The sequence below is a fragment of the Pseudomonas sp. CGJS7 genome, assembly GCF_036961695.1.
Window position 1 is genome coordinate 96,948 of record NZ_JBAMDI010000001.1, and the last position, 26,282, is coordinate 123,229.

The window sequence follows — 26,282 nt, forward strand, 5'->3', positions numbered from 1 at the left end:
AGGACCACCCGATGAAACACAATAATAAAGTCGTTTCCCTGCTCACTGCCCTGAGTGCCTCGCTGCTATTGGCCCACGGCGCCGTTGCCGCAGTGCCCGCCGAGCAGGCGGCCATGCTCAAGACCAGCCTGACCCCGCTCGGTGGCGAGCGGGCCGGCAACGCGGATGGCAGCATTCCTGCCTGGACCGGTGGCTACATCCAGGCCGACCCGGCCTACAAGGAAGGCGGCAAGCGTGGCGATCCGTTCGCCAGCGACAAGCGGCTGTTGAGCATCACCGCGCAGAACATGGCGCAGTATGCCGACAAGCTGACGCCGGGCATCCAGGCGATGCTGAAGAAGTACCCGGACAGCTATCGTCTCGACGTCTACCCGACGCGCCGCAGCGCTGCCGCTCCGCAGTCGGTGTACGACGCTACCCTCGCCAACGCCACCAGCGGCAAGCTGGTGGACGGCCCCGCCGGCCCCATGCCCGAAGGCGCATCCGGCGGCATCCCGTTCCCGATCCCGGCCAATGGCGTGGAAGCCATGTGGAACCACCTGCTGCGTTGGCGGGGTGCGTCCTGGCACGCCAGCTTCAATCAGTACCTGACCACCGCCGACGGCAAGCACGTGCTCACCAATGACTCGCGGGCCGATTTGCAGATGCCCTGGTACCTGCCCGGTGGTAGTGGCGACAAGGGTGTGTTCTGGTCCATCCGCATGACCAACGACGGCCCGCCCCTGCGTGCCGGGGAGGCCATTACCGGCCTGGAGAACCTCAACGCCGACAAAGCTGCGGTCTGGACCTACCTGCCTGGTCAGCGCCGTGTGCGTCGCCTGCCCAACGCCTGCTGCGACACGCCGACCCCGGCCACCGCCGGCGTCATGAGCTTCGATGAGCTGTACGTGTTCAACGGTCGTCTCGACCGCTTCGACTGGAAGCTGGTGGGCAAGAAGGAGATGTACATCCCCTACAACGCCAACAAGGTGTTCACCGCCAGCAACGCCGAGGCGCTGCTGGCCCCCCATCACCTGAACCCCGACTCCATCCGCTGGGAGCTGCACCGTGTGTGGGTGGTGGAGGCGACGCTGAAGAATGGCCAGCGCCATGTGATGCCGCGTAGCACCTACTACCTCGACGAAGACACCTGGGCTGCCGTGCTGGGCGAGCGCTATGACGCCCGCAACCAGTTGGCCAAGGTGGTCTGGACCTCGCCGGTGGTGCTGCCTGACCTGCCGGGCGTGGTGACCTTGACCAACGGCTTCTACGACCTGCTCTCCGGTGCCTGGTTCGCCGGTGACCTGTTCGCAGGCAAGAACGAACAGTACCGCATCGTGCCGCCCTACAAGGACTCGGTGTTCACCGCCGACGCCATGGCCGGCGAGGGCGTGCGCTGAGCAGGCGCGCTGCGCAGGTGCTGTACCGACTCTAAGAACAAAAGGTTGCGTGCGATGAACAAGATGCTCTACGGCTGGCTGCTGGCAGCCTGTTGCGGGCTGCCGCCGGCGTTCGCCGGTGACAGCGTGGATGTGCTCGCGCAGCCCGCGCTGCACGGCCCCCAGGCCCTGCGTGCGGTATTGCAGGATGTGGCCCGGGCCGATGCACGCCTGGTCGCGGTGGGTGAACGTGGCGTGGTACTGCTGTCCGATGACAATGGTGCCACCTGGCGCCAGGCCACTGCCGTGCCGGTGAGTGTCAGCCTGACCGCCGTGCAGTTCATCGACGCCCGCAACGGCTGGGCGGTCGGCCATGCCGGCGTGGTCTTGCACAGCCAGGACGGTGGTGAGCACTGGAGCGTGCAGCTCGACGGCAAGCGCGCCGCCGCCCTGGAGGTGCAGGCAGCCGAGGCTGCCGCAGACGAGCGTCGCCTGGCGGCGGCGCAACGGCTGCTGGCTGACGGCGCGGACAAGCCGTTGTTGGCCCTGAATTTCACCGATGCCCGCAACGGCCTGGTCGTGGGTGCCTACGGGGTGGCCATGCGCACCGCCGACGGCGGGCGCAGCTGGCAGTCGGAGATCGGCCGACTGCCGAACGGGCGTGGACTGCACCTGTATGCCCTGGCGCGCCAAGGCAACCAGGTGTATGTCGCCGGCGAGCAGGGCCTGCTGCTTCGCTCGCGTGATGGCGGTGAGCATTACGAGGCGCTGCACGGGCCCTACGATGGCAGCTACTTCGCCGCCACCGTGTTGCCCGATGGCCGTCTGCTGCTCGGCGGCCTGCGCGGTTCGCTGTTCGCCTCTGACGACGGTGGCGACAGTTTCCAGGCGCTAGCCAACCCGATTCCGGCATCGATCAACGGCCTGCGTGTCGCCGATGGCCAGTTGTTGCTCGCCAACCAGGCAGGGATGCTCCTGCGCAGCGGCCTCGGCGCCTTTGCCGCCCAGCCCGTGGCGGTCTCCGATGGCCTGCCACTGACCGCCGCTACTGCCGCCGCCGATGGCTCCATCGTCGCCGTCGGCATGGCCGGTGCGCGCCGCCTGGAACCTTCCTCTCTTTCCACCACGACGGACTGAACCATGCACGTCATGAATTCATCTGCGCCTTCCAGCGGCCATCTCGACGACTTCGACAGCGCGTCCGGCTCGCTGCTGGAACGTGCGCTCTTCAACCACCGTGTGCTGGTGTTGCTGCTGTGCCTGGCGGCGACCTTGCTGCTCGGCTGGCAGGCCTCGCGCCTGACCCTCAATGCCAGCTTCGAGAAGATGATCCCGCGCGATCATCCGTTCATCCACAACTACCTGGAGCACCGTCAGGAACTCGCCGGCCTGGGCAACGCGGTGCGCATCGCCGTGGCCAATCCGCGCGGTAGCATCTACGACAAGGACTACCTGCACAGCCTGCAGCAGCTCAACGATGCGGTATACCTGCTGCCTGGCGTCGACCGTGCGGCGATGAAGTCGCTGTGGACGCCGTCCACCCGCTGGACCGGAGTCACCGAGGAGGGCCTGGAAGGTGGCCCGGTGGTGCCCGACGGCTACGATGGCGCTGCCGCTAGCCTGGAAGCGCTCAAGCGCAACGTGGAACGCTCCAACGAGATTGGTCAACTTGTGGCCTTCGACCAGCGTTCGAGCATTGTCTACGTGCCGCTGCTGGAGAAGACCCCGGACGGCCAGGCCCTCGACTACACGGCCTTCGCCCATGAGCTGGAAACCCTGCGCGAGCGCTTCCAGGCGCAGGGGGTGGAGATCCACATCACCGGTTTCGCCAAGGTCGTCGGCGACCTCATGGACGGCCTGCGGCAGATCCTGCTGTTCTTTGCCGCCGCCATTGCCATCACCGCCGCCGTGCTGTACTGGTACACCCGCTGTGTGCGCAGCACCGCGCTGGTGGTGGTGTGTTCGCTGGTGGCAGTGATCTGGCAGCTCGGCCTGCTGCCGCTGATGGGTTACGAGCTCGACCCGTATTCGGTGCTGGTACCGTTCCTGGTGTTCGCCATTGGCATGAGCCATGGCGCCCAGAAAATGAACGGCATCATGCAGGACATCGGCCGCGGTATGCATCGCCTTGTGGCAGCGCGGTTCACCTTCCGCCGGTTATTTCTGGCCGGGCTCACCGCGCTGCTCTGCGATGCGGTCGGTTTTGCCGTGCTCATGATCATTCAGATACAGGTGATCCAGGACCTGGCCGTCATCGCCAGCCTGGGCGTGGCGGTGCTGATCTTCACCAACCTGATTCTGCTGCCGGTGCTGCTCTCCTACGTGGGCGTCAGTGCCCGTGCGGCACGGCGCAGCCTGCGCGCCGAAGAGGCCGAGGCCAGCGGGGCGGGCAAGCATGCGGTGTGGCGCTTCCTCGATCTGTTCACCCGCCGACGCTGGGCGGCGGCGTGCATCGCCGTCGCTGCGCTGATGGCTGCCGGGGGCTACGCCGTGAGCCTGCACCTGAAGGTAGGCGACCTCGACGCCGGCGCTCCCGAGCTGCGCGCCGATTCGCGCTACAACCGCGACAATGCCTTCGTCACCCGGCACTACGGCGCCAGCAGCGATGTGTTCGCGGTGATGGTGCGCACCGCCCCCGGTGGCTGTTCGGCCTACGGCACCTTGAAACACGTGGATGACCTGGACTGGCAACTGCGTGGCCTGCAGGGCGTGGACTCGACAAACTCGTTGGCGCTGCTCAACCGCCGGGTGCTGGTCGGCCTCTCCGAAGGCAGCCCGAAGTGGTATGACCTGGTCAACAACCAGGCGACCCTGAACATGGTCACCGCCGGTGCCCCGCGCGGGCTGTACAACGACGACTGCAGCCTGCTGACGCTCTATGCCTACCTGACCGATCACAAGGCCGACACCCTGGCGCGGGTGGTCGACAGCGTCCAGGCGTTTGCCCAGGCCAACGACAGCGAGCAGGCCAGCTTCCTCATGGCTGCCGGCAGTGCAGGCATCGAGGCTGCCACCAACCAGGTGGTCAAGCAGGCCAACCGCGACATGCTCTGGTGTGTCTACGGCGCGGTGATCGTGCTCTGCCTGGTGACCTTCCGCTCCTGGCGCGCGGTGCTCTGCGCGGTGCTGCCGCTGGTACTCACCTCGATCCTCTGCGAAGCGCTGATGGTGGCGCTGGGTATTGGCGTGAAGGTGGCGACCCTGCCGGTGATCGCCCTTGGGGTCGGCATCGGCGTGGACTACGCGCTGTATGTGATGAGCATAGTGCTGGCCCAGCTGCGCCAAGGCGCGAGCCTGTCCCAGGCGTATTACCGCGCGCTGCTGTTCACCGGCAAGGTGGTCATGCTCACCGGTATCACCCTGGCCATCGGCGTTGGTACCTGGATCTTCTCGCCGATCAAGTTCCAGGCCGACATGGGCGTGCTGCTGGCATTCATGTTCGTCTGGAACATGGTCGGTGCATTGATCCTGCTGCCGGCGTTGGCCTACTTCCTGTTGCCGCACCGCAAGGCCTGTACCGAGCAGCTGGCATTGCCGGCGCATGAGCACACAAGGCGCGAGCGCAGTAGCGGGATGCTGGAGCAGGGCGCCAGTTTTCGCCCGCTGGAGGAGGTGAGCCATGGCCGCTGAACGCACCGCCGGAAGCGCCCAGGCTGCCTTGTTGCTGTTCGGCAGTTGCCTGCCCGTCCTGGGGGCGGTGCTCATCGCACCGGTGCTACCCCGCATGCACGCGCATTTTGCCGAGACGCCGGGCGTGGCCGTGCTGGTGCCGGTGGCCCTGACGTTGCCGGCACTGGTCATAGCCTTGTTGGCGCCGCTGGCCGGGGTGTTGGCAGACCGAGTGGGGCGGCGAGCACTGCTGCTGGCGAGCATGTTGCTCTACAGCCTGTGCGGTTTGTTGCCGTTGTGGCTGGACTCGCTGGTGCTGATTGTCGCCAGCCGCGCCGGCATCGGCTTGGCCGAAGCCGGCATCATGACCTGTTGCACCACGCTGATGGGTGACTACTTCGACGGCCAGCGCCGGGCGCGGTTGTTCGCTTTGCAGATGGTGGTCACCTCATTGGCGGCAGCGTTGTTCATGGGCGTGGGCGGTGCGCTGGGGGAAAGCGACTGGCGGACACCGTTCACCCTCTATGCGGTGGGTGCGCTGTGCCTGCCCTTGATGGCCCTGCTGTTGTGGGAGCCGCGTGCCTGCCAGGCCGCCAGCGAAGCCACCGTCGATTCACGTTTTCCATGGGCGGCCCTGACGCCGTTATACCTGCTCACCGTGCTGGCTGGCGTCAGCCTGTTCATCGTCCCGGTACAGGCCGGTTACGTGCTGCAGTTACTGCACATAGATGCGCCCCGTCAGGTCGGCCTGGCCATGGGCGCCAACCAGCTCGGCGTGTTGGCCGGCGCACTGGCTTTTCGCTTACTGGCGCGCTTGCCGGCTGGGCGGTTGCTGGCCTTGGGCTTTGCCACGGCGGGGCTCGGTGGCGGCCTGATGGCGCTGGCCAGCAGCCATGCGCCAGTGGTGCTGGCGGTGCTGATCAACGGCCTGGGTGTTGGGCTGTTGCTGCCGACGCTGATCACCCTGGTGATGCAGCAGGTTGGCTTCGATCAGCGCGGCCGTGCCACGGGTGGGTTCACTTCGGCGATTTTCGCGGGTGAGTTCGTCAGTCCATTGATCGTCCTGGCATTGACCGCTGGTGTGGCTACGCAACTGCCGCATGCACTGCTGCTGGTCGCCATCGGACAACTGCTGCTGGCGCCTGTGTGCCTGTCCTTGATGCGCCACCGGCGTGCGGTGACGGTGGCAGGTGCACGATGAACGAAATTTTCCTTGGCGGGCGAGCCGGTGCCAGTCGCTCTCTGCGCAGCGCCATGTGGCTGACCAGCACGCGCCTACCGGCCATGGCTGAAGGCGCAGCGTTCATCAGCGAACAGAATCTTATTGTCGACGGTGGCTCGACCATCGGCGACGGCAATTGAAAGGAGACAGCATGCAATCGCTTCCTGCATTCAAACGTGTAGTCACCGGCCACGATGCCGAGGGCCAGGCGGTCGTCGCCAGTTGCGGCCCGACACCGAACAACTTCCCACTCAAGGCGGTGCCTGGCACCCTGTTCTACGAAGTCTGGAACAGTGTCGGCAGCCCGGCGACACTGGACAACGGCGATGATCCGACAGCGCAGCCGCTGCAATTGAGCCCTGGCCCGCTGGGCAGCGTGATTCGCGTGGTGGACATACCGCCCGACAGCGTGCAGAACCAGGTCAGTGCCGAAGATGCAGCCGCTGCCTTCGCCGAGATCGGCGAGGCGAGTGCCGGCACGGGCAAAGCCGATTCGAAGCACAAGCTGATGCACCGCACCGAAACCCTGGACTACGGCATCGTTACCGAGGGCGAGGTCTGGCTGGTGCTGGACGATGGCGAAGTCCACCTCAAACGGGGCGACATCGTGGTCCAGCGCGGTACCAACCATGCCTGGAGCAACCGCAGCGAACAGATGGCCCGGATGGTCTTCATCCTGCTCGATGGGCGTTATGCCGAGACGCTCAAGGAGCTGCTGCCATGAAGCTCGCCACGTTCGACGACGGCAGCCGCGATGGTCGCCTGCTGGTGGTGGCCCGTGACCTCGGGCATGCGGTCGATGCCAGCGACATCGCCACCAGCTTGCAGGTCGCGCTGGAAAACTGGCCCCAGGTCGAAGCCCGCTTGCAGGCGCTGTATCAGCAGCTCAACGACGATGCGGTTGCGGGTGCCTTCGCGCTCGACCTCGCTCGACTGGCTGCGCCCCTGCCGCGTGCCAGCCAGTGGCTGGATGGCTCGTGCTTCCTCAGCCATGGCGCGTTGATGCAGAAGGCCTTCAACCTGGACCCGATCGAGGGCGTCGAGCACACCCCACTGATTTACCAGGGTGCCAGCGATGACTTTCTCGGGCCACTCGCGGACATACCCTTGCCCAGCGAGGCCCACGGCATCGACTTCGAGGGCGAGTTCGCGGTGTTGCTCGATGACGTACCCATGGGATGCCCGGCGGAGCAGGCCTTGCAGCATGTTCGCCTGATCCTGCAACTCAACGATGTCAGCCTGCGGGCCTTGGCACCGCGGGAAATGAAGACCGGCTTCGGCTTTCTCCAGGCCAAGCCCGCCAGCAGTTTCGCGCCCGTCGCGGTCACCCCGGACGAACTCGGCGAGGCCTGGCGCGACGGCCGGGTGCACTTGCCGCTGCACGTGCACTGGAATGGCGAGTGGTTCGGCCATCCCCATGGCGGCGCCATGCACTTCGGTTTCCACCAGTTGATTGCCCATGCGGCGCTGACGCGACGCTTGAGTGCGGGCACGCTACTGGGCTCCGGCACCGTGTCCAACGACGAGCGCAGCGTGGGCTCGGCGTGCATCGCCGAGCGCCGCGCCATCGAAACCATCGCCTGCGGTGCGCCGCGCACGGCCTTCATGCGCTTTGGCGACCGGGTGCGCATGGAGGCTCGCGGGCCCGAGGGCGAGGTGCTGTTCGGGGCCATTGACCAGCGCGTGGTGCGGGGAGGCTGGCCATGCGAGTGATGGTCACCGGCGCCAATGGCTTCGTCGGGCGCCAGTTGGTGCAGCGCCTGCTGGACCTGGGCGAGCTGCGCGGGCGGCGAATCGAGGCATTGCTGGTGCTGGATCAGGCACTGGATGGCCTGCCCGAAGACGCGCGCCTGCGTCGTCATCACGGTAGCGTCACCGACGCGGCCTTGCTGCGTCGGGTGCTGGCTGACGGTGTCGATGTAGTCTTCCATCTCGTCAGCGTACCTGGCGGCGCTGCCGAGGCGCAGTACGAACGGGGTTACCAGGTAAACCTGCAAGCAAGCCTGGAGCTGCTCGACCAACTGCGTAATCCCCTCTGTCCACCGGTGCTGGTGTACGCCAGCAGCGTCGCGGTGTACGGCGGCAAGTTGCCGACGCGCATGGACGAAGGCCAGCCAGCGTCGCCGCAACTGTCCTATGCGGCGCACAAACGCATGGTGGAGATCGCGTTGCAAGACCTTGCCCGGCGTGGCGAGGTTGACGGCCGCGCCTTGCGTTTGCCCGGTATCGTTGCTCGCCCGCGCGAGCCGAATGGTCTGCGCTCGGCGTTCATGAGCGACCTATTGCACGCCTATGTGGCCGGGGAGGCCTACACCTGCCCGGTGTCACCCGAAGCGAGCGCCTGGTGGATGTCGGCCCGTTGTTGCGTGGACAACCTGCTGCACGCCGCCGAGCTGGAAGCGCCGGGCAGCCAGCGGGTCTGGCAACTGCCTGTGTTGCATTTGACCATCGCCCAGGTGCTGACCGGGCTGGCGGCTGTTGTTGGCGAGGCCAACCGTGAGCGCATCGCCTTCGCCCCCGATCCCCAGCTCGAAAGCCTGTTTGGCCGCTACCCACCGTTGCGTACCTCGTTCGCCCGCGAACTGGGCTTCTGCCACGACGGTTCAGTGGCCGGTCTGCTGCGTAATGCCCTCGACTTGCCGCCGCGCCACACCCGTCGCGCGGCCATCCGCAAAGGAATCCTCGTATGAGCTTGAACACACGTCGCTTGCTGGACCTGTCTGTCACCCTGGACAACAACCCTTACACTGATCCGCCACCTTTGCTGCCGAAGATCGATTATATGGATCATCAGCAGGGTTGGCCGGAGATGGCCGCGATGTTTCCCGGGCTGCGCAAGGAGGACCTGCCGGGCGACGAGTCCTGGGCGGCAGAGCGCCTGCAGATCACCACTCACAGCGGTACTCACATGGACGCGCCCTGGCACTACGCATCCACCACCGACGGTGGCAAGCCGGCCTTCGGCATCGACGAACTGCCGCTGGAGTGGTGCCTGCAGCCGGGGGTGAAGCTGGATTTTCGTCATTTGCCGGATGGCCACGTGGTCACTGCGGCCCAGGTAGAGGCCGAGCTTGCGCGTATTGGGCATGATCTGCAGCCGCTGGACATCGTGCTTGTGAACACCCGCGCGGGCAGCTTGTTCGGCCAGCCTGGCTATCTCGAAGCAGGAGTGGGGATGGGCCGCGAGGCGACGTTGTACCTGCTGGAGCGCGGGGTGAGGGTGGTCGGTACCGATGCCTGGAGTTGGGATGCGCCATTCAAGTTCACCCGCGAACGCTTCAGTGAAACGGGCGACGCCTCGATCATTTGGGAGGGCCATAAGGCCGGGCGTGATATCGGCTATGGGCAGATGGAGAAGCTGGCCAATCTGGAGCAGCTACCGGCGGATGGGTTTCAGGTAAGTTGCTTCCCTTACAAGATCCGGCATGCCTCAGCCGGCTTCGTCCGGGCGGTAGCGATCTTCGATTAGGGACAAAGCCATGGGCCGCGAGGAGGGCACGTGCGCAGCTGCCGTCAGCCGTTGGCCCTCGGGCAGCTGCGGGCGATGGTCAAACGTCCAGCACCAACCGGGCGCTGTGGCAGCCCGATACGCAGGGCGTTATCCATTCTCCGCTGTTGCGCTGGGCATCGCTGAGGTACTCGTCGCGGTGATCAGGCGCCCCCTCGATGACCCGGCTGACACAGGCGCCGCAGATACCCATTCCACATGACACGGGTAGCTCCACGCCCGCCCGCGATGCCGCCTGTACCAAACTTTCACCCGGTTGCACCTCGACCTGGAGACGACTGCGCTGTAGCACCAGTGTGCAGTGACGCTCGACGTGCAAGGTGGGCTCTGTGGCCTGGAAATGTTCGCGGTGAAGCGCCGTGGTTGGCCAGCCGCTTGCCAGCGCGACCTGTTCGACACACGCCATGAAACCGGCAGGGCCACAGCAATAGAGGCTTGCGCTGCCGTCCCAGGCCGGCAGGTGTTCCTCCAGGTACCCGGCGATCATCGGGGCGCGCAAGCCTGCATGAACCTCGGTATTCGCATCGAGGTACTGGATAAAAGGCACCTGTTTGGCATCGCGGGTGAAAAACAGCAAGCGCACCGACCGACCTTGCGCTTGGCATTGCCGGTACATGGCGAGCAGTGGCGTGATTCCTATGCCTGCGGCCACCAAGACGACCTGTCCTGTGCCAGGTTGCAGGCTAAAGAGATTACGCGGCAGGCCCACCTCCACCCGGGCACCCAGCCGCAGGTGCTCGTGCAGCCATTGCGAGCCGCCGCGGGAGGCTTTTTCGCGCTTGATGCCCAGGTATACATGACCGTCCTCGGGCAGGCTGACCACTGAGTATTGGCGTACCACGCCATTGCCCAGGCGCAGGTCCACATGAGCACCGGGTGCCCAGTCGAAGGGCAGGGAAGCTGGACCCGGCGGGGCCAGTTCGACACCCAGCACGTCTTCGGCTTCGAGGCGCAGGGCCCGCACCTGCAGAGGTGTCCAGCTCATGCGCGTACCCCCGCGGCCTGTTGCAGATGAAGTACAGCCTGGCGTGCCTGGCTGCCCAATTCGGCGAGGTCCAGGCCAGGAATCGCATCGTTTTCCACGCTCAGGCGGCCGCCTACCAGCAATGCCCGCAGCGTCGGACGGCCACCGCCTACCACTGGCGCGATACCCAGATCGTGCAGACCGAAGTAGCGGGGTTGATCGAGGCGGTAGATCGCCAGGTCCGCCGCCATGCCGACCTGCAGCGTGCCGATGGCGTCCAGGCCCAGCACCTGGGCGCCACCTGCTGTGCCCCAGCGCACAACGTCCTCCACGCTGGTGACATGGGCACCACCCTCCAGATCGCCGCCAGCATGGCGGGCCATGGCGCGTTCGCCAGCCTTGGCCCTTTGCATCAGCCAGGCGGCGTGGGTTTCGCTGATCATGTCGCAGGCTTCGTTGGAGGCAGCGCCATCCACGCCGATCGAGACCGACATGCCTGCGGCCTCCATGGCAACGATATCTGCGATACCACTGCCAAGCCGGCCATTGCTTTGTGGGCAGTGGGCGATGCCGGTGCCGGTGGCGCCCAGCAGCTGGATTTCTTCGGCGCTCAGCTTGACCAGGTGCGCGAACCACACGTCCGGCCCGAGCCATTCCTGCTCCGCGCAGAACACCACGGGCGAGAGGCGGTGGCGATCATGGACTTCGTTCTGGTACTCCACGGTTTCGCTCAAATGGCTGTGCAGGCGGATGCCCAGGCGGCGTGCGGCGCGGGCGGTCTCGCGCAGGTGCTCGGGCGGCATGGAGTAGGGCGGGCTGGTCGGTGCCATTACCACACGGCGCCAGGCATCGTCGGCGGGATCATGGTAGACCTGTACCAAGCGCTGAACATCGTCCAGGTACTGCGTGAGGGTCTCAGGTCCGGCTGTCGCGGGGCCTTCAGCCTGACGTACCTGGGTTGCGCCGCCCCGGCAAAGGACGAAGCGCAGCCCCAGGCGCTTGGCCTCTTCGAAGAGGATCTGTGCGCTGTCGAAGGCCATGCCTGGCAAGTACAGGTAATGATGGTCGGCCACCGTGCTGCAGCCGGAGCGGGCCAGCTCCACCAGCCCGACCCGTGCGGCCAAGCGGAAACTGTGCTCATCGAACAGCCCGCGATAGCGATAGGGCACGGCCCCCAACCAGGCACCAAGGCTCTGGTCGATGCCAGCGGGAATGCCCTTGAGCAAGGACTGGAACAGATGATGATGGGTGTTCACCCAGCCTGGATACACCACGCAATCGGTGGCATCGAGCACTTGCTCACCGGGTAACGGTTGCAGCGAGCCCAGGGCAGCGATACGCCCTTGGGTGATGCGGATGTCCGGCCCCACATGGCGCGCGGCGCCGCCACGCAGGCCAGTGAGGATGGCGCTGGCGTTACGGATCAGCCAGCTGTTGGTGTGTTTCATGTTCGTCTCCATAGCCAGTACAGCGTTTCGCAGGGAAGTCAGCCCAGTTCGCTTTCGTGCCAGTGGCGCAGGCTCAACCGAGCCAGCAAAGCCATCAGGCTGAACAGCGCCACGCCGGTCAGGGCGATCAACACCAGGGCGGCGAATAGGCGGGGAATGTTGAGCTGGAATCCCGCTTGCAGGATCTGATACGCCAGGCCCGCGCCCGTGCCACCCGTACCGGCGACGAACTCGGCCACCACCGCGCCGATCAAGGCCAAGCCGCTGGCGATGCGCAGGCCAGCGAAAAAGCACGGTAAGGCGCTGGGAATGCGCAGGCGCAACAGCACTTGCCAGCGGCTGGCGCGGTTCAGGTGGAACAGGTTGAGCAGGCCAGGGTTGACGCTGCGCAGGCCCAGGACGGTGTTGGCGATGATCGGGAAGATCGCCACCAGCGTGGCGCAGATCACCAACGCCAAGGTCGTGTCGCTGCACCAGATGATGATCAGCGGCGCGATGGCCACCACCGGCGTTACCTGCAGCAGGATCGCGTAGGGAAACAGACTGGCCTCCACGACGCGGCTCTGCACGAACACGAACGCCGCCAGCGTGCCGATGACCACGGCGAGGGCGAATGACAGGAAAGTGATCTTCAGGGTCATCCACAGTGCCCCCAGCAGCATCGGGCCATCGGCGACCAGGGTGCGGCCGATATCGGCTGGTGACGGTACCAGGTACACCGGGACTTTCCAGGCGATGCATGCCAGTTGCCAGACGCCGAGCAGCAAGGCGCCAACCAGTAGCGGTGAAACGATGCGGAGTACAGAAGGGTGGCGTAGCCAGGGAGTAGAGGGTCGGCTCATGATGATGCTCTCAGGAAGGGTCGCCATTGGCCTGGGCCAGGAGTCGGGACAGGTGCGCGCATTGCTCGATGAACGCCGGTGAAGTGCGGTATGCCTCGTCGCGCTCCAGTGGGCCGTCGATGATTACATCGGCGATCACTCGACCGGGACGCGCGCCCATCACGATCACCCGCGAAGACAGGTACACCGCCTCGAAGATGCTGTGGGTCACGAATACCACCGTCAGGTCGCGCTGGAGCCAGAGCTGGCGCAGGTCGCTATCGAGCTTGTTGCGGGTGAACTCGTCCAGGGCGCCGAAGGGTTCGTCCATCAGCAGCAGATTGGGTTCGGTGGCTAATGCCCGGGCAATGGAGGCGCGCATCTGCATACCGCCGGAGAGCTCCCGCGGGTAAACGTCGCCGAACTTGCCCAGCCCCACCAGTTCCAGGGCGGCTTGCACCTTGGGCTGGCTCTGGGCCTTGGGGGCGCCGGCCAAGTCCAGGGGCAAGCGCACGTTGTCGTGCACTTTGGCCCATGGCATCAGGGTGGCTTCCTGGAACACCATGGCCAGGCTGCGCCCCGGTGTGCCTGCGTGGTGGTCCGTACCCGGGGCATCCTTGCCCCACCAGCGCACATGGCCGGCGGAGGGCTGTTCGAGCCCGGCGAACATTTTCAGCAGGGTGCTTTTGCCACACCCCGACGGGCCCAAGAGCGAGACGAACTCGCCGCGTTCGATCGCCAGTTTCACGCGGCTCAAGGCATGGGTGCCATTGCTGTAGGTTTTTTCCACCTGATTGGCGAACAAAGGGGTGTCCACACCGATGGTGTTCGGCAGGGCCTGCGGCTGGACGTCGGCCTTGGATAGGGTCTGCATCAACATAGCGCTCTCCCCGTGGGTCATGAGCGGTGGTGTATGCCCCGGCGCACCGGGGCGTTGGGCAAGTGTCAGTGGCTGAGGAACACTTCGCTTTCGCCATGGGCTTCAAGCAGACCCAGTAGTTGCCGACGGATAACCAACCCAGGCTTGTCCGATGGCATGTGCAGTTCCACCCTGCGCCTGGTGTCGACACATGCGTCAGGATCGGTAGCCTCCAGGATGTCGCGGTCTTCGGCTGTGATCGCTGCGTCCCAGTCGATCAGTTCCTGGGTCGAGCATTGCTCTTCGCTGTCGTTGCGATACAACCACTGCACGAGCATCAGTCGGTTGTCGTCGATGGGCGTGGCGCAGTTGTAGATGATGTGATGGATACCGCTGTCCGGATACATGCAGCCGAAGCGCCGGGAGAAGGGCAGGTAATAGCGGTTGAGCAGGTGCCGCTGGGTAATCGGCTCGGTCGTACCGGTGATACGGAAGCTTGCCTCGGGGTTGCGGATCGGCACACGGGTCTCGGCTTCGAAGCCATAATCGGTTTCGCGAAACTCGTAACTGGCCGGTTGCGGCTGGTCGAACAAGCCGAAATTGGCCTTGTGCACGAAGGAAAAGTGCGAGTTGTCGAAGGAGTTCTCCATGACCCGCAGCGGGCTGGTCTTCCACTCTTCGTAAAACTGGAAGATGCGTCGGTAACCGGGGGCGCCGTCTTCCGGGAACTCAGGGATCGGTTGTAGCGGGTCGTCCAGGCTGACCCAGGCATAGCCGTACTTTTCCTGGCAGTGATAAGCCTTCACCACGGCACCCGGAGGAATAGCGCCGGTGGGATTCTGCGGGATCTTCACGCACGTGCCGGTGCAGTCGTATTCCCAGCCGTGATACCCGCAGGCGATATTGCCTTCAGCACTGACGAAGCCTTTGGACAGTTTGGCGGTGCGGTGGCAGCAGCGGTCCCGCATTGCCACCGGGGTACCATCGGGACGCTTCCACAACACCAGCGCTTCACCCAGCAGGGTGAATGGTTTGGGGCCGTCTTCGAGGGCTGTCATGGGGAGCAGGGCATACCAGAAACGGCGCAATACAGGTTGTTTGGTAACCAACATAATCAGGATTCCTCACAGCGTTGAGCTTGTTATGGTGTTCAGCGGCTGCCGACCTGCTCGGCCTCAGGGAGTACCTTCAGGTCTTGCACAAAGCGCGTGGTATACGCGTTGCGCCAAGGTGCGTCGGGACCGAGCAGACCCGCCTCGACCATGAAGTCGCGGGTCGCTTGCCAGCGGCTGTCAGTCATGGTGCCGATCCCCTGGGTTGCGGCCTCTCCACCGGTGATCAGGCGGTACTGCTTGAGGGTCGAGACGCCCCAGGCCAGCAGTTCATCGGTCATGTTGGGGTTGTCGCGCTTGATCAGTGCATTGCCGGCGCTGGGGTCATCCAGATAGCGCTTCCAACCCTCCATGGACGCGCGCACGAAACCTGCTACCCGCTCCGGGTGCTCAGCGATGATGTCTTGACGGGTGACCACGGTGGATCCGTAGGGTGGATAACCGGCATCTGCGAAGAGGAAAAAGTTAGGGGTCACGCCTGCCTTTATCGCCTGGAACAGTTCCGAGCTGGCATACGCCTGTTGTGTGGTTTGCGGGTCGGCTAGAAAGGGTTGCAGGTTGAAGGTGTAAGGCCGCGCCTGGTTGTCAGCCAATTGATACTTACCCTTCAGCCAAGGCCACCAGGTTTGCTGGCCCGAGGTGGACACCAGCACAGGCTTGCCGCCAAGCCCATCAAGTCCGCTGACGTCCGCGTGGGTCATCAACCCTTGCGGGTCTCCCTGGAAGGGCGCAGCCACTGCGACCACTGGCAGGCCTTGCTCGACACTTTTTAGAATCTGCAGGTCATAGTTGACGATGAAATCAGCTTGCTTGCTGACCAGCAGTTGCATGCCATTGACCTGTGGTCCACCCATTCGGATGGACACATCCAGGCCTTCCTTTTCGTACAACCCATCGGCCAGTGCCTGGTAGAAGCCGCCCTGTTCGGCCTGAGCATACCAGGAGGTCAGCAACACGACTTTGTCGCCAGCGATCGCCAGCGGAGCAATCGTCAGCGTGGTGGGGAGCAACGCTGCTGCCAACAGCGAGCGTAACGGGCGAGCCAAGGCAAAACGCGTTTTCATCATGTGTTCTTCACCCCGATTCAAAAAACCGCCGTGCGCCGGATAGCGCGACAGCGAAGGAGCCGGGCGGAGAGAACGGGGGAAGAGAATGGCGTCGCGAAGCAAAAGGGCGTGAACTGGCGACTGACATTGCTCTCTTGCCCGGGGCTGCCATAGCCTCGTTCAAACATCCGCTCGGATGTACGCCCCGAAGGACGCAAGAGCAATGCCCCATGCCATGCCTGGCACTGACCGCTTCTACTCGCTGATACAAGAAGCCAGAAGCATGCCAATTTCATGAAACCGCTGACTTTGCGGTGTAGCGACCCGCACCCGAGGGGGCCGGCACTGACGCGTGAGTTGAGAAGGTGCAGAACGTACCGATTGAGCACTAATAAAGTGCGCAATGTTCTGGTGGGATGGTGTTCATTGATGCTTGGGATTGCTCACAATAAGCAATTTACGTGTATCCGATTAGTTGGCACGCGCCCTGCTTTGCGCTAACTCGAGTAGAAGCGGTCAGTGCCAGGCATGGCATGGGACATTGCTCTGGCGGCCTTGCGCCGCTCCCCCGGCAAGGGTGGCGCCTCGGCATGAGCCGGGGCCAGAGGAGAGGTCGTCCGCTGCTGCATCCCCTTGCTGGCGAAAACCAACAATCACGACCCAAGGGATGCAAATGAAACCGAACGCTCTTTCCTGGCTGCTTCACAGCGTCGTCCCACTCTGCGCGTTGGCCACTGGCAGTGCCCAGGCGAATCCGCTGATGTGGAGCAACAACAGCCTCAGCTACCTCTACGGTCACGGTTATAAAGTCGATGGCACCGGCAACGATATCCAGCAAACCATCACCTTCGAGCACGCCAGTGGCTGGACGTGGGGCGACATGTTCTTGTTCGTTGATAACAAGTGGTCCAACGGCTTGTCCGGCAACGATGGCTACACCTATTACGGCGAGTTTTCACCGCGACTGTCGCTCGGCAAAATCAGTGGTCACCGTCTCAGCTATGGCATCGTCAAGGATGTGTTGATCGCTGCCACCTATGAGCGCGGAGAAGGGCGCAATCGAAAGTACCTGCTTGGGCCCGCTGTTGACCTGAGCCTGCCTGGATTTGATCGTTTTTCACTCAACACTTACTACCGCAAGCCCGATGGGGTAACCGGTAAAGCGTCTGGACAGTGGCAGATCAACCCGACCTGGGCCATGACGATACCGCTCGGCCGCTCAGACATTTTGTTCGACGGTTATCTGGAGTGGTACGTCAATGATGTGGGGACGAAGGGTACCTCGAACTACGTAGCCAAGAGTTTCCACTTCAACCCCCAGATCAAGTACGACGTCGGTAAGGCGATGGGGCAAGCGCCGGCGCGTTTCTATGCCGGGATCGAATGGGACTATTGGTCCGACAAATATGGCATCGAAGACAGCCACGGCTTTCCGACCGATCAGAACGCGTTGAGTGCATTGATCAAGGTGCATTTCTAATGTGATGTTTCAGACCCACCACTGAGTATCTGGTACAGGCTCCGTTGATCATCACTCATCAAGCGTTGTGTATCGACGAGAGCCGACCAGCAACGGTTATTACCGTTGTAACGCGTCTGGTTCGAAAGCTTTCGGCCGTCCAGGCCCGCTTTCGATCCAGCGCGTCGTTTCAGATACCACCGTGGATACGGTTCAAAGCACCCTGAAACCATGAGTGCCATCGCGCTCAAGCTGCGCAATCAGGCCAAATTCCCAGTCCAGGTAGCCCTGCATCGCCTCGTGTGGGTTGTCTGTGCCTTCATAGGGACGCCGGTAGCGATCGCTGCGCGGTACGGCAAGGCGGGCCTCACCGCCTTCCAATCGAAGACCGGCGGCGATCCAGCGTGCGGTGCCTCCTGCGAGCACGTAAACCGGCGTGCGGGTCAGCGTCTGCAGGTCGCGCGCGGCGAAACGCGCCAGCAGGCTGCTGCCACAGGTCAACACATAACGGCGGGCCTCGGGCGGCCGTTCCAGGGCGTCGGCCAGCTGGGCACGGATCGCCCAGTACGCGCCCGGGATATGGCGCTTGACGTAATTGGCACTGGCGGTGAAGTCCAGTACTACGGTGCCGTCTTCCTGCAGCCAGCTGGCCAGTTGCTCGACGGTTATTTCGCTGGCCTCCGGCAATTCGGGCAGCGGCGGTTGCCATTCGCCCCGGTCGCTGAAGTCCGCTGCAGTCAGCCCGTCGACCACAGCGACTTGCCAGCCCATCTGTGCCAGCCACGAGGCGCTCATGTTGGCGCGCACGCCATCGTCGTCCACCAGCGCGATGCGCGCCCCGCGCACACTGGCGACGTGGTCGGTCTCTTGAACCAGTTGCCCGCCGGGCACCGGGCGGCTGCCCGGCAGATGACCGGCGCTGTATTCCTCGGTCGTACGCACATCGAACAGGTAGAGGGTGCGCTGCGTGTCGGCCTGCCACTGGCCCAGCCCGGCGCGGTCCAGGCGCAGCACGCCGGCGCGGTCTGCTACCGCCCGGGCCTGGCCGGCGGCGTTGGCGCGGGTAACCGCAGTGACCTCGGCAAAGCGGCGGTCCTGACCATGAGCCAGTTGCTGCCCCGCCAGGGTCCAGCCGATGGTGCCATTGCGCAGGGCCGCCACCGGATTGGGAATGCCGGCATTGATCAGCGACTGGGTGCCGATGATGCTACGGGTGCGCCCGGCACAGTTGACGATCACCTGGGTCGCCGGGTCAGGCGCCAGTTCTGCCACGCGCAGCACCAGTTCGGCGCCAGGCACGCTGATGCCGCCGGGGATGCTCATGGTCTGGTATTCGTCGAAACGGCGGGCATCGAGGACCACCACATTGGCCTGTCCATCAAGCAGCGCCTTGACCTGTTCGGCAGCCAGCGAAGGCGTGTGGCGCACGCTCTCCACCAGTTCGCCGAAAGCTTTGCTTGGCACGTTGACATCGCGAAACAACTCGCCGCCCGCAGCGCGCCAGCCGGCAAGGCCGCCATCAAGCACGGCAACATTGACGTAGCCCAAGGCCAGTAAGCGCTGCGCGGCGACAGCGGCGAGCCCCTCACCGTCATCGTAGACGGTGAGGGCGGTGTCCCGCCGGGGTACGCGGGCGAAGATTTCCAGCTCCAGTTTCGACAGGGGTATGTTGGCCGCGAACAGCGGATGGGCCTGGGCGAAAGGGTCTTCTTCGCGTACGTCGATCAGGGCCAGCTCCTCCTTGGCCAGTAAAGCACGGCGGATGTCGTGGTAACGGCGGGTGGTGACGGTGCTCATGGGGCAGGGTTCTCTTTGGACAGGTCCCAGATGTTTGGCAGGCGGGTATTGGAATAGCCGGAGACAAACGGTTTTTCGCTGCCATCCAAGGCGTACACCGCGCGCTTGACGGCGCCGATGTTGCCGCCATAGACGTGAATGCTGATCGATACCTGGTCGGCGAACGCATTGCTCACCTGATGAATGTCGCCGATGCGCGGCGACACCGCTTCCACCTGGCCGGGCATCAGACGGATGGGGGCCCCCTCTGGCAACAAAGCGCCCCTGGCGTCACGCACGAAGCCCTGAGCGTGCTCGGCACCGCGCAGCATGCCGATCAGCCCCCAGACCCGGTGGTCGTGGATCGGTGTTTGCTGCCCCGGGCCCCAGACGAAGCTCACCACCGAGAAACGTTGGCGCGAGTCGCAGTGCAGCAGGTATTGCTGATAGCGCTGCGGGTCGGGCTGGGCGAGGTCGTCCGGCAGCCAGTCGTCATGGGCGACCAGCTCGGCCAGCAGGCCTTGGCCTGCGTCGAGCAGGGTGGCTTCGTCAGGCTTTTGGTCAAGCAGCGTGGCGAGGTGGTCGATGAAGTGGCGCAAGCGCTGCGGGCGCAGGGGTTCGGTCATGGTTCAGGCTCTGCTCTCAGGTTTCAGTTAACCCTAGCAAACCTTTTTTCTATTCTCAAAATGCAAAATAAACATAAGCTAATATGCAAAATATGCATTTACAGAATGGACCGTTTCTTTTGAAATTGCCGCAGTGAAAGGCATGAGGATATGCCCAATGTGCATTTCACAGGACTTGAAGAAAAGATTAAATTATAAAAAACATTCAATTAATGCCTTATGGCTATATAAACCACAGACGAGACCGCACGCGCGGATCGCCTCACATGCCCCAAGCGGGTATCTGGAGACGAACGTGCGTTACTTCAAACAGCTGGCCGCCACCGTGTTGGCCACCACTTTCAGCCTTGCCGCCGCCGCCCAGACCCTGGTGGTCGGTGACCAGAGTTACAACGCTCGTGCCGTGATGGAAGCCGCCGGCGTGCTAGAACAACTGCCTTACACCCTGGAGTGGAAGCAGTTCACCGCAGGCTCCCCGGTGGCCGAAGCGCTCAACGTCGGCAGTCTCGATATCGGCCTGCTGGGCGACGCGCCGCCCCTGTTCCTCGGTGCCTTGGGGGCGCCGATCAAGGTGATTGCGGTCAGCCGGCAGAACCTCGAAGGCGTGGCCATCCTGGCGCGCAAGGATTCGCCGATCCATAGCCTGCAGGACCTGCGCGGCAAACGCGCGGCCATCTGGAAAGGCTCGTGGAGCCAGCAATTGCTTTTCAGTGCCCTGGACAAGGCCGGGGTGCCGCGTGATGCCGTGGAGCTGCGTTACCTCAGTGCGCTGGATGCATCCCACGCCTTGGACGGTGGTTCGGTGGATGTGATCGCCACCTGGGAGCCTTACGTCACTCAACAGGAGCGGCAGGGCGCCCGGGTGCTGGCCACCGCCGATGGGGTAATCCCGGCGCAGAGCTTCGTGGTCGCCAACAGCAAGGCGGTGGAACTCAAGCGTGCGCAGATCGCCGATTTCCTCCAGCGCCTGAAAAAGGCCCGTGACTGGACCCTGAGTGCCCCTGCCAATACCGAGGCCTACGCCGACGCGTGGGCCAAGCTCACCCGTGCTGATCGCGACATCGCCCGTGCCTGGTTCGCCCGTGCACGCACCGACCTCGCGCCGCTGGACCCGCAGGTGATCGCCGATGCGCAGAAAACCGTGGATTTCTTCTCCGGGCTCGGGCTGATCAAGGCATACCCGGCGCAAAGCCTGTTCGATACCTCGTTCAACGCAGCGTTCGGCAATAACTAGGCCGCTGCGCAAGGACCGCGGCGGCATTCAGATATGGACCATCCAACAGGAACTCCCATGAGCAAACGACAGATCAAACTTGGCGCCCTGACCATGGGCAGTGGCGGCCCGGGCCGGCACAACCTGTGGCTCGACCCCGAACTGCCCGCCGACGCCAGCGTGAACATCGACTGGTACATCGCCATCGCCCGGCAGGCGGAAGCCGCGTTGTTCGACCTGATGTTCATCGTCGACAGCCAGTTCATCACCCCCGGCTCGCCTTCGCACTATCTCAATCGGCTGGAACCGTTGACCCTGCTCTCGGCTCTGGCGGTCAGCACCCGCCATATCGGCCTGGTGGGTACCCTTACCACTTCTTACAACGCGCCCTTCAACGTCGCCCGCCGCCTGGCTTCGCTGGACCTGATCAGCAAGGGCCGTGCAGGGTGGAACGTGGTCACCAGCGGCGATGCCGGCACTGCCGGTAACTACGGGCTCGACGAGCATTATGACTACGACACCCGTTACGCCCGTGCCGAGGAGCATGTGCAAGTCGTGCAGGGGCTGTGGCAGTCGTACGAAGACGATGCTTTCCCCCGTGATCGGGCCAGTGGCCGGTTCCTCGACCCGACCAAGCTGCATGCGCTCAACCACAAGGGTAAGCATTTCTCGGTCGTCGGCCCGCTCAACATCCAGCGCTCGCCCCAGGGGCAGCCGGTGATCTTCCAGGCGGGCGATTCCGAACAAGGCCGAGCGCTCGGGGCCGCCACGGCTGATGTGGTGTTCACCCACGCCGCCAGCATCGAGCAGGGCCAGGCCTTCTACCGCGACATCAAACGCCGCGCCGCGCGCCTGGGTCGCGACCCGGAGCAGTTGCTGGTATTGCCCGGCGCGGAGATCTACGTGGGTGACAACGACGCCCACGCCCGTGAGATCGAGCGCCATTACCATCAGGCCGACCACAGTTTCGAACTGGCGTTGAAGGAATTCGGGCGCAACTTCGGCTGGCATGATTTCAGCCAGTACGACCTGGATGCCCCGTTCCCGCAAGAGAGCCTGGAGTTTGCACGGAGCAGCTTTTTCACGAATGCCAAGCGTATTGCCGACCAGGCGCGGGACAAGGCCTTCAGTCTGCGTCAGGCTGTTGAGTTTGGCCGTCAGTTACGGCCAGGGGCCTTCGTTGGTTCGGCCGAAACCGTGGCGGCGAAGATGGCCGAGTGGTTCGAAGCGCGGGCGCTGGATGGGTTCAATATCTACATTGGTCATCCTGGCCAGTTCCGGCGGTTTACCGAAGAAGTGGTACCGTTGCTGCAGGCACGTGGGGTGTATCGCACGGCGTATGAGGGCACGACCCTTCGGGAAAGCTTGGGGTTGGCGATACCGCGGTCTGGCCGCTAGATCGCCTGGGCCGGCCTCTTCGCGGCTAACAACCGTTCCTACAGGGATCTTCAATCACCTGTAGGAACGTCCTTGGTCGCGAAGAGGCCGGTGCAGATCAGGCGCTGCGGGTGCTGCGACCGGCTTCCTGGTCTGCTACCAGCGCCCGAATCCGCGGAATCAGCGCCTGCCCATACTCCACGGCATCACGCAACTGATCGAAGCCACGGAACAGGAACGTGCTCACGCCCAGGTCGTAGTACGCCAGCGTCGCTTCGGCGACCTGTTCGGCGGTACCGACCAGCGAGGTGGAATTACCGGCCCCGCCACCCAGTGCGGCAATCTCTGTCCACAGCCGAGTGTCGTGGACCTTGCGCTGACTGGCCAGTTGCACCAGGCGTTCGGACCCCACGTTGCTCTTGCCGGAATTCTTCTCGCGGCGGTTGCCCTGGCGGATGCCAATACGCTGCTGTGCATCGGCCAGGATGCGTTCAGCGCGGGCCCAGGCTTCCTCCTCGGTGGCCCCCAGGATCGGCCGCAGCGACAGGCTGAAGCGAATGTGCTGCTCACGCCCATGGCGAGCGGCGGCCTTGCGCACCTGGGCGATGCGTTCGCGCACCTGCTCCAGCGGCTCGCCCCACATCATGTAGACGTCGGCATGCTTGGCCGCGACTTCTACCGCCGCGTCCGAGGCGCCGGAGAAGTACACCGGCAGCTTGCCCACGGGTTTGACCAAGGTCAGGTTGTCCTCTACCCGGTAGTGGTCGCCGTGGTGGTCGAAGGGCGACGTCTGGGTCCAGGTGTTACGCAGCACATCGAGGTACTCGTCGGTACGTGCGTAGCGGGCATCTTTGTCGAGAAAGTCACCGTCGCGCTGCAGGTCGCCGCTGTCGCCACCGGTTATCACGTTGATCGAAGCACGGCCGCGGCTGAGCTGGTCGAGGGTGGCGAATTGGCGGGCAGCGAAGGTCGGTGCCTGGAAGCCGGGGCGGTGTGCCACCAGCAGGCCGATGCGCTCGGTGAGCGCGGCCACGTAGCTGGCGAGAATCATCGAGTCTGGCGCGCTGGTATTCACCGCCAGCAGGGCCTTGTCGAAGCCGGCGTACTCCTGGGCCTGGGCGAAGGCCTTGATGAAGCCCAGGTCAACCTGCGGTCCGCGCGGCGCCTGTGATTCGCTGCTTTCATGGGGGCCGATCAGGCCAATGAATTCGAGGCTCATGCAATGGAACTCCTTTTGTGGCCGACGCCGTGGATCATGGCGCCGAGATGGACCTGCCGTTTACTCATGGTCAATACCTCTTTTCAGATGTGCACCAAGGGTCGATCCGTGCAACACGTCAGTGCCGCACGGCACAACCGTTAAATCGCCACGGGCAACACGCTGCGTGAATGCCCTGGTATCGCGTCGATCAGCGCCCGTGTGTAGGCGCTGGCCGACTTGCTGAGCACCTGCAGCGCCGGCCCTTGCTCGACCACCTGCCCGCGCCGTAGCACCAGCACCTGGTCTGCCATGCTCGCCACCACCGCCAGGTCATGGGAGACCAGCACATAGGCCATGCCGAGCTCGCGCTGCAATTCGTCCAGCAGGGCGAGGATCTGCGCCTGCACAGACACGTCCAGTGCACTGACTGGCTCATCGAGCAGCAGCACCTCTGGCTCCAGTGCCAACGCCCGTGCAATCGCCACGCGTTGGCGCTGGCCACCTGACAATTCCCTGGGCAGGCGATCGAGGAACTGCACTGGCAATTGCACCCGTGTGATCAGCTCGCGGGCCTTGCGCTCCAGTGCCTCGCCCCGGAGCAGGCCGAAAGAGACCAGCGGCTCGACGATGCTGTCGAACACGGTGAAACGCGGGTCGAGCGCGGCGAACGGGTTTTGCTGCACCAGCTGGATACGCCGGCGCAAGGGGCGGAACTGGCTCCAGGTGTAATCGGTGACGTCCTCGCCGGCGAACACCACCTGCCCTTGACTGGGCTTCTCCAGGCCCAGGGCGATGCGCAGGGCGGTGCTCTTGCCCGAGCCGGATTCGCCGACAATCGCCAGGGTCTGCCCGGCATGCAGTTCAAGGCTCAGGTCGTGCAGGGCGGTGTAGCGCGCGTTTTTGCCGGGCAGCTCGAACCGTTTGCCGACATGGCTCAGGCGCAGCAGGGGCGTCTGGCCCCGCGGTGCGGCTGGCCTGCGCCGTGGCACGAAGGCCGGCGCGGCATCGAGCAGGGCGCGGGTGTAGGGTTGCCGGGCGCCCCAGAGGATCTGCCGGGGCGAGCCGTGTTCGACCTGCTCACCCTGCTTCATCACCAGCAGGCGGTCGGCGCGGTCACAGGCCATGCCCAGATCATGGGTGATGATCAGCAGCGAGATGCCACGCTCGGCGACCAGCAGTTGCAGGTGATCGAGAATACGCCGCTGCACGGTCACGTCCAGCGCACTGGTGGGCTCGTCGGCGATGATCAACCGTGGCTCGCCGGCCAGGGCGATGGCAATCAGCACCCGCTGGCGCATGCCGCCGGACAGCTCATGGGGGTACTGCCGCGCACGCAGCGCCGGCTCGTCGAGGCCGACCTGGTCCAGCAGCGCCAGCACCTCGGCCTCTTGGCCTGGATAGCGTCGTCCACGCGCCAGCTGCAGCGCCTCGGCGATTTGCTGGCCGATCCGTTGGGTGGGGTTAAGGCTGACCATTGGGTCTTGCGGCACCAGGCCGATGGTGCGCCCGCGCAACTGGCGCCTGGCGCGTTCGCTGGCTTGCGCCATATCGACACCATCGACCCATAACTGGCCTTGGTCGATGCGTGCATTGCCCGGCAACAGACCAAGCAGGGCGTTGGCCAGGGTCGATTTGCCCGAGCCTGACTCGCCCACCACCGCCAGGGTCTCGCCCTGGGCCAGGCTGAACGACAGCTGGCGCAGGGCCTGGCTGCGTTGCCCGGCGAAGCTGTAGCTGACGCTTAGGTCGCGGACCTCGATCAGGGGTGACTGGCTCATCGGGCATGCTCCTCGGCGCTGCGCGCCAGGTGGTTGAGGCTGAACACCACGGCCACCACGAACAGCCCCGGTAGCAGGGATAGCCAAGGGGCGGTGATGAGGAAGTGACGGCCGTTGGCAATCAGCGTGCCCCATTCCGCGGCGGGTGGCGCCGCGCCAAAGCCGAGGAAACTCAGCCCGGCCGTGGCCAGGATGGCAGCGCCGAAGTCCAGGGTGGCGAGCACCGCTACCGGGCTCCAGGCATTGGGCAGTACATGGCGCAGCAGGGTGCGTGCCCAGCTGGCACCGCACAGGCGTGCGGCTTCCACAAAGGGCAGGGTCTTGATCCGCAGCACTTCGGCTCGGGTGGTGCGGGCAAAACCGGGCAGGATGCCGACGCCCACGGCGACGGCCACCGGCACGGTGCCGAAGCCAATGGCGGTGACGATGGCCAGGGCCAACAGCAGGCCGGGCAGGGCCAGCAATACGTCGATCAGGCGCATCAGCGCCGCGTCGACGCGCCCGCCGGCAAAACCGGCCAGCACGCCCAGGCCCAAGCCGCCCAGCAAGGCGATGGCCACCGCCAGCAGGGCGGCGAGCACCGACAGGCGCGCGCCGTACACCACCCGGGTGTAGAGGTCGCGGCCCAGTTCGTCGGTGCCGAACCAGTGCGCCAGGCTGGGTGGACTGAGCTTGTCGGCGGGTGCGGTGGCGTAGGGATCGAAGCTGCTGAGCCAGTGCGGGGCCAGCGCGCAAAGCAGGGCGAACATTACGATCAGCAGCGCCAGGCTGAAACCGGGTCGGCGCAGCAGCGGGGCCAACATCTGGTGTGCGCGCTGCCAACGCGTGCGACGCCTCCAGGTGGCGGCAGGGCGGGGCTCGGAGGGCGCGGTGTCGAGGGGTGACAGGGGTATGTCGAGGGTCAT

Annotated in this window: 23 protein-coding genes; 12 read left to right on the forward strand and 11 right to left on the reverse strand. The window is 64.5% G+C overall.

The window, feature by feature from the left end; translation table 11 throughout:
- The first annotated feature begins 11 nt into the window (after positions 1 to 11).
- The 9 genes from V7787_RS00415 to V7787_RS00455 are packed head-to-tail and all read left to right on the forward strand — an operon-like array spanning position 12 to position 9,658.
- On the forward strand, positions 12 to 1,379 hold the full coding sequence (locus V7787_RS00415; RefSeq protein WP_020191682.1) for a DUF1329 domain-containing protein: 1,368 nt from the start codon (positions 12 to 14) through the stop codon (positions 1,377 to 1,379).
- Positions 1,380 to 1,433: 54 nt separating this feature from the next.
- On the forward strand, positions 1,434 to 2,495 hold the full coding sequence (locus V7787_RS00420; RefSeq protein WP_064491996.1) for a WD40/YVTN/BNR-like repeat-containing protein: 1,062 nt from the start codon (positions 1,434 to 1,436) through the stop codon (positions 2,493 to 2,495).
- 3 nt (positions 2,496 to 2,498) lie between these two features.
- Entirely contained in the window at positions 2,499 to 4,988 is a 2,490-nt protein-coding gene (locus V7787_RS00425) for an efflux RND transporter permease subunit (RefSeq protein ID WP_336084727.1), read from the forward strand.
- On the forward strand, positions 4,978 to 6,168 hold the full coding sequence (locus V7787_RS00430; protein WP_336084729.1) for an MFS transporter: 1,191 nt from the start codon (positions 4,978 to 4,980) through the stop codon (positions 6,166 to 6,168). The genes V7787_RS00425 and V7787_RS00430 overlap by 11 nt, the downstream gene beginning before the upstream one ends.
- The gene (locus V7787_RS00435) at positions 6,165 to 6,329 is read left to right on the forward strand and encodes a hypothetical protein (protein ID WP_019438618.1); all 165 of its coding nucleotides are present in this window, start codon (positions 6,165 to 6,167) and stop codon (positions 6,327 to 6,329) included. Before V7787_RS00430 ends, V7787_RS00435 begins: the two co-directional genes overlap by 4 nt.
- 11 nt (positions 6,330 to 6,340) lie before the next feature.
- The gene (locus V7787_RS00440) at positions 6,341 to 6,913 is read left to right on the forward strand and encodes a cupin domain-containing protein (RefSeq protein ID WP_104887625.1); all 573 of its coding nucleotides are present in this window, start codon (positions 6,341 to 6,343) and stop codon (positions 6,911 to 6,913) included.
- Entirely contained in the window at positions 6,910 to 7,902 is a 993-nt protein-coding gene (locus V7787_RS00445) for a fumarylacetoacetate hydrolase family protein (protein ID WP_104887626.1), read from the forward strand. Before V7787_RS00440 ends, V7787_RS00445 begins: the two co-directional genes overlap by 4 nt.
- Positions 7,893 to 8,879: an NAD-dependent epimerase/dehydratase family protein gene (locus V7787_RS00450; RefSeq protein ID WP_064492001.1), complete on the forward strand. Its 987-nt coding sequence runs from the start codon at positions 7,893 to 7,895 to the stop codon at positions 8,877 to 8,879. Before V7787_RS00445 ends, V7787_RS00450 begins: the two co-directional genes overlap by 10 nt.
- Positions 8,876 to 9,658: a cyclase family protein gene (locus V7787_RS00455; protein ID WP_064492002.1), complete on the forward strand. Its 783-nt coding sequence runs from the start codon at positions 8,876 to 8,878 to the stop codon at positions 9,656 to 9,658. Before V7787_RS00450 ends, V7787_RS00455 begins: the two co-directional genes overlap by 4 nt.
- Before the next feature lie 79 nt (positions 9,659 to 9,737).
- On the opposite strand, the gene V7787_RS00460 is transcribed toward V7787_RS00455, so the two are convergent.
- The 6 genes from V7787_RS00460 to V7787_RS00485 all read right to left on the reverse strand — a co-directional run bounded on the left by V7787_RS00460 (position 9,738) and on the right by V7787_RS00485 (position 15,965).
- Entirely contained in the window at positions 9,738 to 10,682 is a 945-nt protein-coding gene (locus V7787_RS00460) for a PDR/VanB family oxidoreductase (RefSeq protein WP_064492003.1), read from the reverse strand.
- Positions 10,679 to 12,109, reverse strand: a complete 1,431-nt coding sequence (locus V7787_RS00465) for an amidohydrolase family protein (RefSeq protein WP_064492004.1) — start codon at positions 12,107 to 12,109, stop codon at positions 10,679 to 10,681. The genes V7787_RS00460 and V7787_RS00465 overlap by 4 nt, the downstream gene beginning before the upstream one ends.
- 38 nt (positions 12,110 to 12,147) lie before the next feature.
- Positions 12,148 to 12,876 carry an ABC transporter permease gene (locus tag V7787_RS00470; protein ID WP_014862030.1) on the reverse strand — a complete coding sequence of 243 codons (729 nt, stop codon included), beginning with the start codon at positions 12,874 to 12,876 and terminating at the stop codon, positions 12,148 to 12,150.
- 85 nt (positions 12,877 to 12,961) lie between these two features.
- Positions 12,962 to 13,810 carry an ABC transporter ATP-binding protein gene (locus tag V7787_RS00475; RefSeq protein WP_104961692.1) on the reverse strand — a complete coding sequence of 283 codons (849 nt, stop codon included), beginning with the start codon at positions 13,808 to 13,810 and terminating at the stop codon, positions 12,962 to 12,964.
- A gap of 65 nt (positions 13,811 to 13,875) precedes the next feature.
- Positions 13,876 to 14,901 carry an aromatic ring-hydroxylating dioxygenase subunit alpha gene (locus V7787_RS00480; RefSeq protein WP_198746934.1) on the reverse strand — a complete coding sequence of 342 codons (1,026 nt, stop codon included), beginning with the start codon at positions 14,899 to 14,901 and terminating at the stop codon, positions 13,876 to 13,878.
- A gap of 38 nt (positions 14,902 to 14,939) precedes the next feature.
- Positions 14,940 to 15,965, reverse strand: a complete 1,026-nt coding sequence (locus V7787_RS00485; protein WP_121161660.1) for an ABC transporter substrate-binding protein — start codon at positions 15,963 to 15,965, stop codon at positions 14,940 to 14,942.
- Between the two features lie 655 nt (positions 15,966 to 16,620).
- Between V7787_RS00485 and V7787_RS00490 the strand changes: the two genes are divergently transcribed.
- Positions 16,621 to 17,427, forward strand: a complete 807-nt coding sequence (locus V7787_RS00490; RefSeq protein ID WP_336084746.1) for a hypothetical protein — start codon at positions 16,621 to 16,623, stop codon at positions 17,425 to 17,427.
- Positions 17,428 to 17,619: 192 nt separating this feature from the next.
- Here the strand turns inward: V7787_RS00490 and V7787_RS00495 are convergent, their stop codons facing one another.
- Both V7787_RS00495 and V7787_RS00500 read right to left on the reverse strand, forming a co-directional pair.
- Positions 17,620 to 19,203 (reverse strand): rhodanese-related sulfurtransferase, encoded by a 1,584-nt coding sequence (locus V7787_RS00495; RefSeq protein ID WP_104887633.1) that lies wholly within the window; start codon positions 19,201 to 19,203, stop codon positions 17,620 to 17,622.
- Complete coding sequence (locus tag V7787_RS00500) at positions 19,200 to 19,808, reverse strand: cysteine dioxygenase (protein ID WP_104887634.1); 609 nt, start codon at positions 19,806 to 19,808, stop codon at positions 19,200 to 19,202. The genes V7787_RS00495 and V7787_RS00500 overlap by 4 nt, the downstream gene beginning before the upstream one ends.
- A 295-nt stretch (positions 19,809 to 20,103) precedes the next feature.
- Between V7787_RS00500 and V7787_RS00505 the strand changes: the two genes are divergently transcribed.
- Entirely contained in the window at positions 20,104 to 21,042 is a 939-nt protein-coding gene (locus V7787_RS00505) for an ABC transporter substrate-binding protein (RefSeq protein WP_010954101.1), read from the forward strand.
- A 57-nt stretch (positions 21,043 to 21,099) separates the two neighbouring features.
- Positions 21,100 to 22,419 (forward strand): LLM class flavin-dependent oxidoreductase, encoded by a 1,320-nt coding sequence (locus V7787_RS00510; protein WP_010954102.1) that lies wholly within the window; start codon positions 21,100 to 21,102, stop codon positions 22,417 to 22,419.
- Between the two features lie 97 nt (positions 22,420 to 22,516).
- Here the strand turns inward: V7787_RS00510 and V7787_RS00515 are convergent, their stop codons facing one another.
- The 3 genes from V7787_RS00515 to V7787_RS00525 form a co-directional block, all read right to left on the reverse strand.
- Positions 22,517 to 23,617 carry an LLM class flavin-dependent oxidoreductase gene (locus V7787_RS00515; RefSeq protein WP_104887635.1) on the reverse strand — a complete coding sequence of 367 codons (1,101 nt, stop codon included), beginning with the start codon at positions 23,615 to 23,617 and terminating at the stop codon, positions 22,517 to 22,519.
- A 140-nt stretch (positions 23,618 to 23,757) separates the two neighbouring features.
- Entirely contained in the window at positions 23,758 to 25,377 is a 1,620-nt protein-coding gene (locus V7787_RS00520; RefSeq protein ID WP_064492009.1) for a dipeptide ABC transporter ATP-binding protein, read from the reverse strand.
- Positions 25,374 to 26,282 carry an ABC transporter permease gene (locus tag V7787_RS00525; RefSeq protein ID WP_064492010.1) on the reverse strand — a complete coding sequence of 303 codons (909 nt, stop codon included), beginning with the start codon at positions 26,280 to 26,282 and terminating at the stop codon, positions 25,374 to 25,376. The genes V7787_RS00520 and V7787_RS00525 overlap by 4 nt, the downstream gene beginning before the upstream one ends.

What these genes read in the sequence shown, in the direction of transcription:
- V7787_RS00495 (WP_104887633.1), bottom strand. Translation starts at nt 19,203, where the DNA reads ATGAGCACCGTCACCACCCGCCGTTACCACGACATCCGCCGTGCTTTA.
- V7787_RS00475 (WP_104961692.1), bottom strand. Translation starts at nt 13,810, where the DNA reads ATGTTGATGCAGACCCTATCCAAGGCCGACGTCCAGCCGCAGGCCCTG.
- V7787_RS00450 (WP_064492001.1), top strand. Translation starts at nt 7,893, where the DNA reads ATGCGAGTGATGGTCACCGGCGCCAATGGCTTCGTCGGGCGCCAGTTG.
- V7787_RS00515 (WP_104887635.1), bottom strand. Translation starts at nt 23,617, where the DNA reads ATGAGCCTCGAATTCATTGGCCTGATCGGCCCCCATGAAAGCAGCGAA.
- V7787_RS00485 (WP_121161660.1), bottom strand. Translation starts at nt 15,965, where the DNA reads ATGAAAACGCGTTTTGCCTTGGCTCGCCCGTTACGCTCGCTGTTGGCA.
- V7787_RS00500 (WP_104887634.1), bottom strand. Translation starts at nt 19,808, where the DNA reads ATGACCGAACCCCTGCGCCCGCAGCGCTTGCGCCACTTCATCGACCAC.
- V7787_RS00440 (WP_104887625.1), top strand. Translation starts at nt 6,341, where the DNA reads ATGCAATCGCTTCCTGCATTCAAACGTGTAGTCACCGGCCACGATGCC.
- V7787_RS00435 (WP_019438618.1), top strand. Translation starts at nt 6,165, where the DNA reads ATGAACGAAATTTTCCTTGGCGGGCGAGCCGGTGCCAGTCGCTCTCTG.
- V7787_RS00490 (WP_336084746.1), top strand. Translation starts at nt 16,621, where the DNA reads ATGAAACCGAACGCTCTTTCCTGGCTGCTTCACAGCGTCGTCCCACTC.
- V7787_RS00460 (WP_064492003.1), bottom strand. Translation starts at nt 10,682, where the DNA reads ATGAGCTGGACACCTCTGCAGGTGCGGGCCCTGCGCCTCGAAGCCGAA.
- V7787_RS00425 (WP_336084727.1), top strand. Translation starts at nt 2,499, where the DNA reads ATGCACGTCATGAATTCATCTGCGCCTTCCAGCGGCCATCTCGACGAC.
- V7787_RS00430 (WP_336084729.1), top strand. Translation starts at nt 4,978, where the DNA reads ATGGCCGCTGAACGCACCGCCGGAAGCGCCCAGGCTGCCTTGTTGCTG.
- V7787_RS00465 (WP_064492004.1), bottom strand. Translation starts at nt 12,109, where the DNA reads ATGAAACACACCAACAGCTGGCTGATCCGTAACGCCAGCGCCATCCTC.
- V7787_RS00455 (WP_064492002.1), top strand. Translation starts at nt 8,876, where the DNA reads ATGAGCTTGAACACACGTCGCTTGCTGGACCTGTCTGTCACCCTGGAC.
- V7787_RS00510 (WP_010954102.1), top strand. Translation starts at nt 21,100, where the DNA reads ATGAGCAAACGACAGATCAAACTTGGCGCCCTGACCATGGGCAGTGGC.
- V7787_RS00445 (WP_104887626.1), top strand. Translation starts at nt 6,910, where the DNA reads ATGAAGCTCGCCACGTTCGACGACGGCAGCCGCGATGGTCGCCTGCTG.
- V7787_RS00420 (WP_064491996.1), top strand. Translation starts at nt 1,434, where the DNA reads ATGAACAAGATGCTCTACGGCTGGCTGCTGGCAGCCTGTTGCGGGCTG.
- V7787_RS00525 (WP_064492010.1), bottom strand. Translation starts at nt 26,282, where the DNA reads ATGACCCTCGACATACCCCTGTCACCCCTCGACACCGCGCCCTCCGAG.
- V7787_RS00520 (WP_064492009.1), bottom strand. Translation starts at nt 25,377, where the DNA reads ATGAGCCAGTCACCCCTGATCGAGGTCCGCGACCTAAGCGTCAGCTAC.
- V7787_RS00480 (WP_198746934.1), bottom strand. Translation starts at nt 14,901, where the DNA reads ATGTTGGTTACCAAACAACCTGTATTGCGCCGTTTCTGGTATGCCCTG.
- V7787_RS00415 (WP_020191682.1), top strand. Translation starts at nt 12, where the DNA reads ATGAAACACAATAATAAAGTCGTTTCCCTGCTCACTGCCCTGAGTGCC.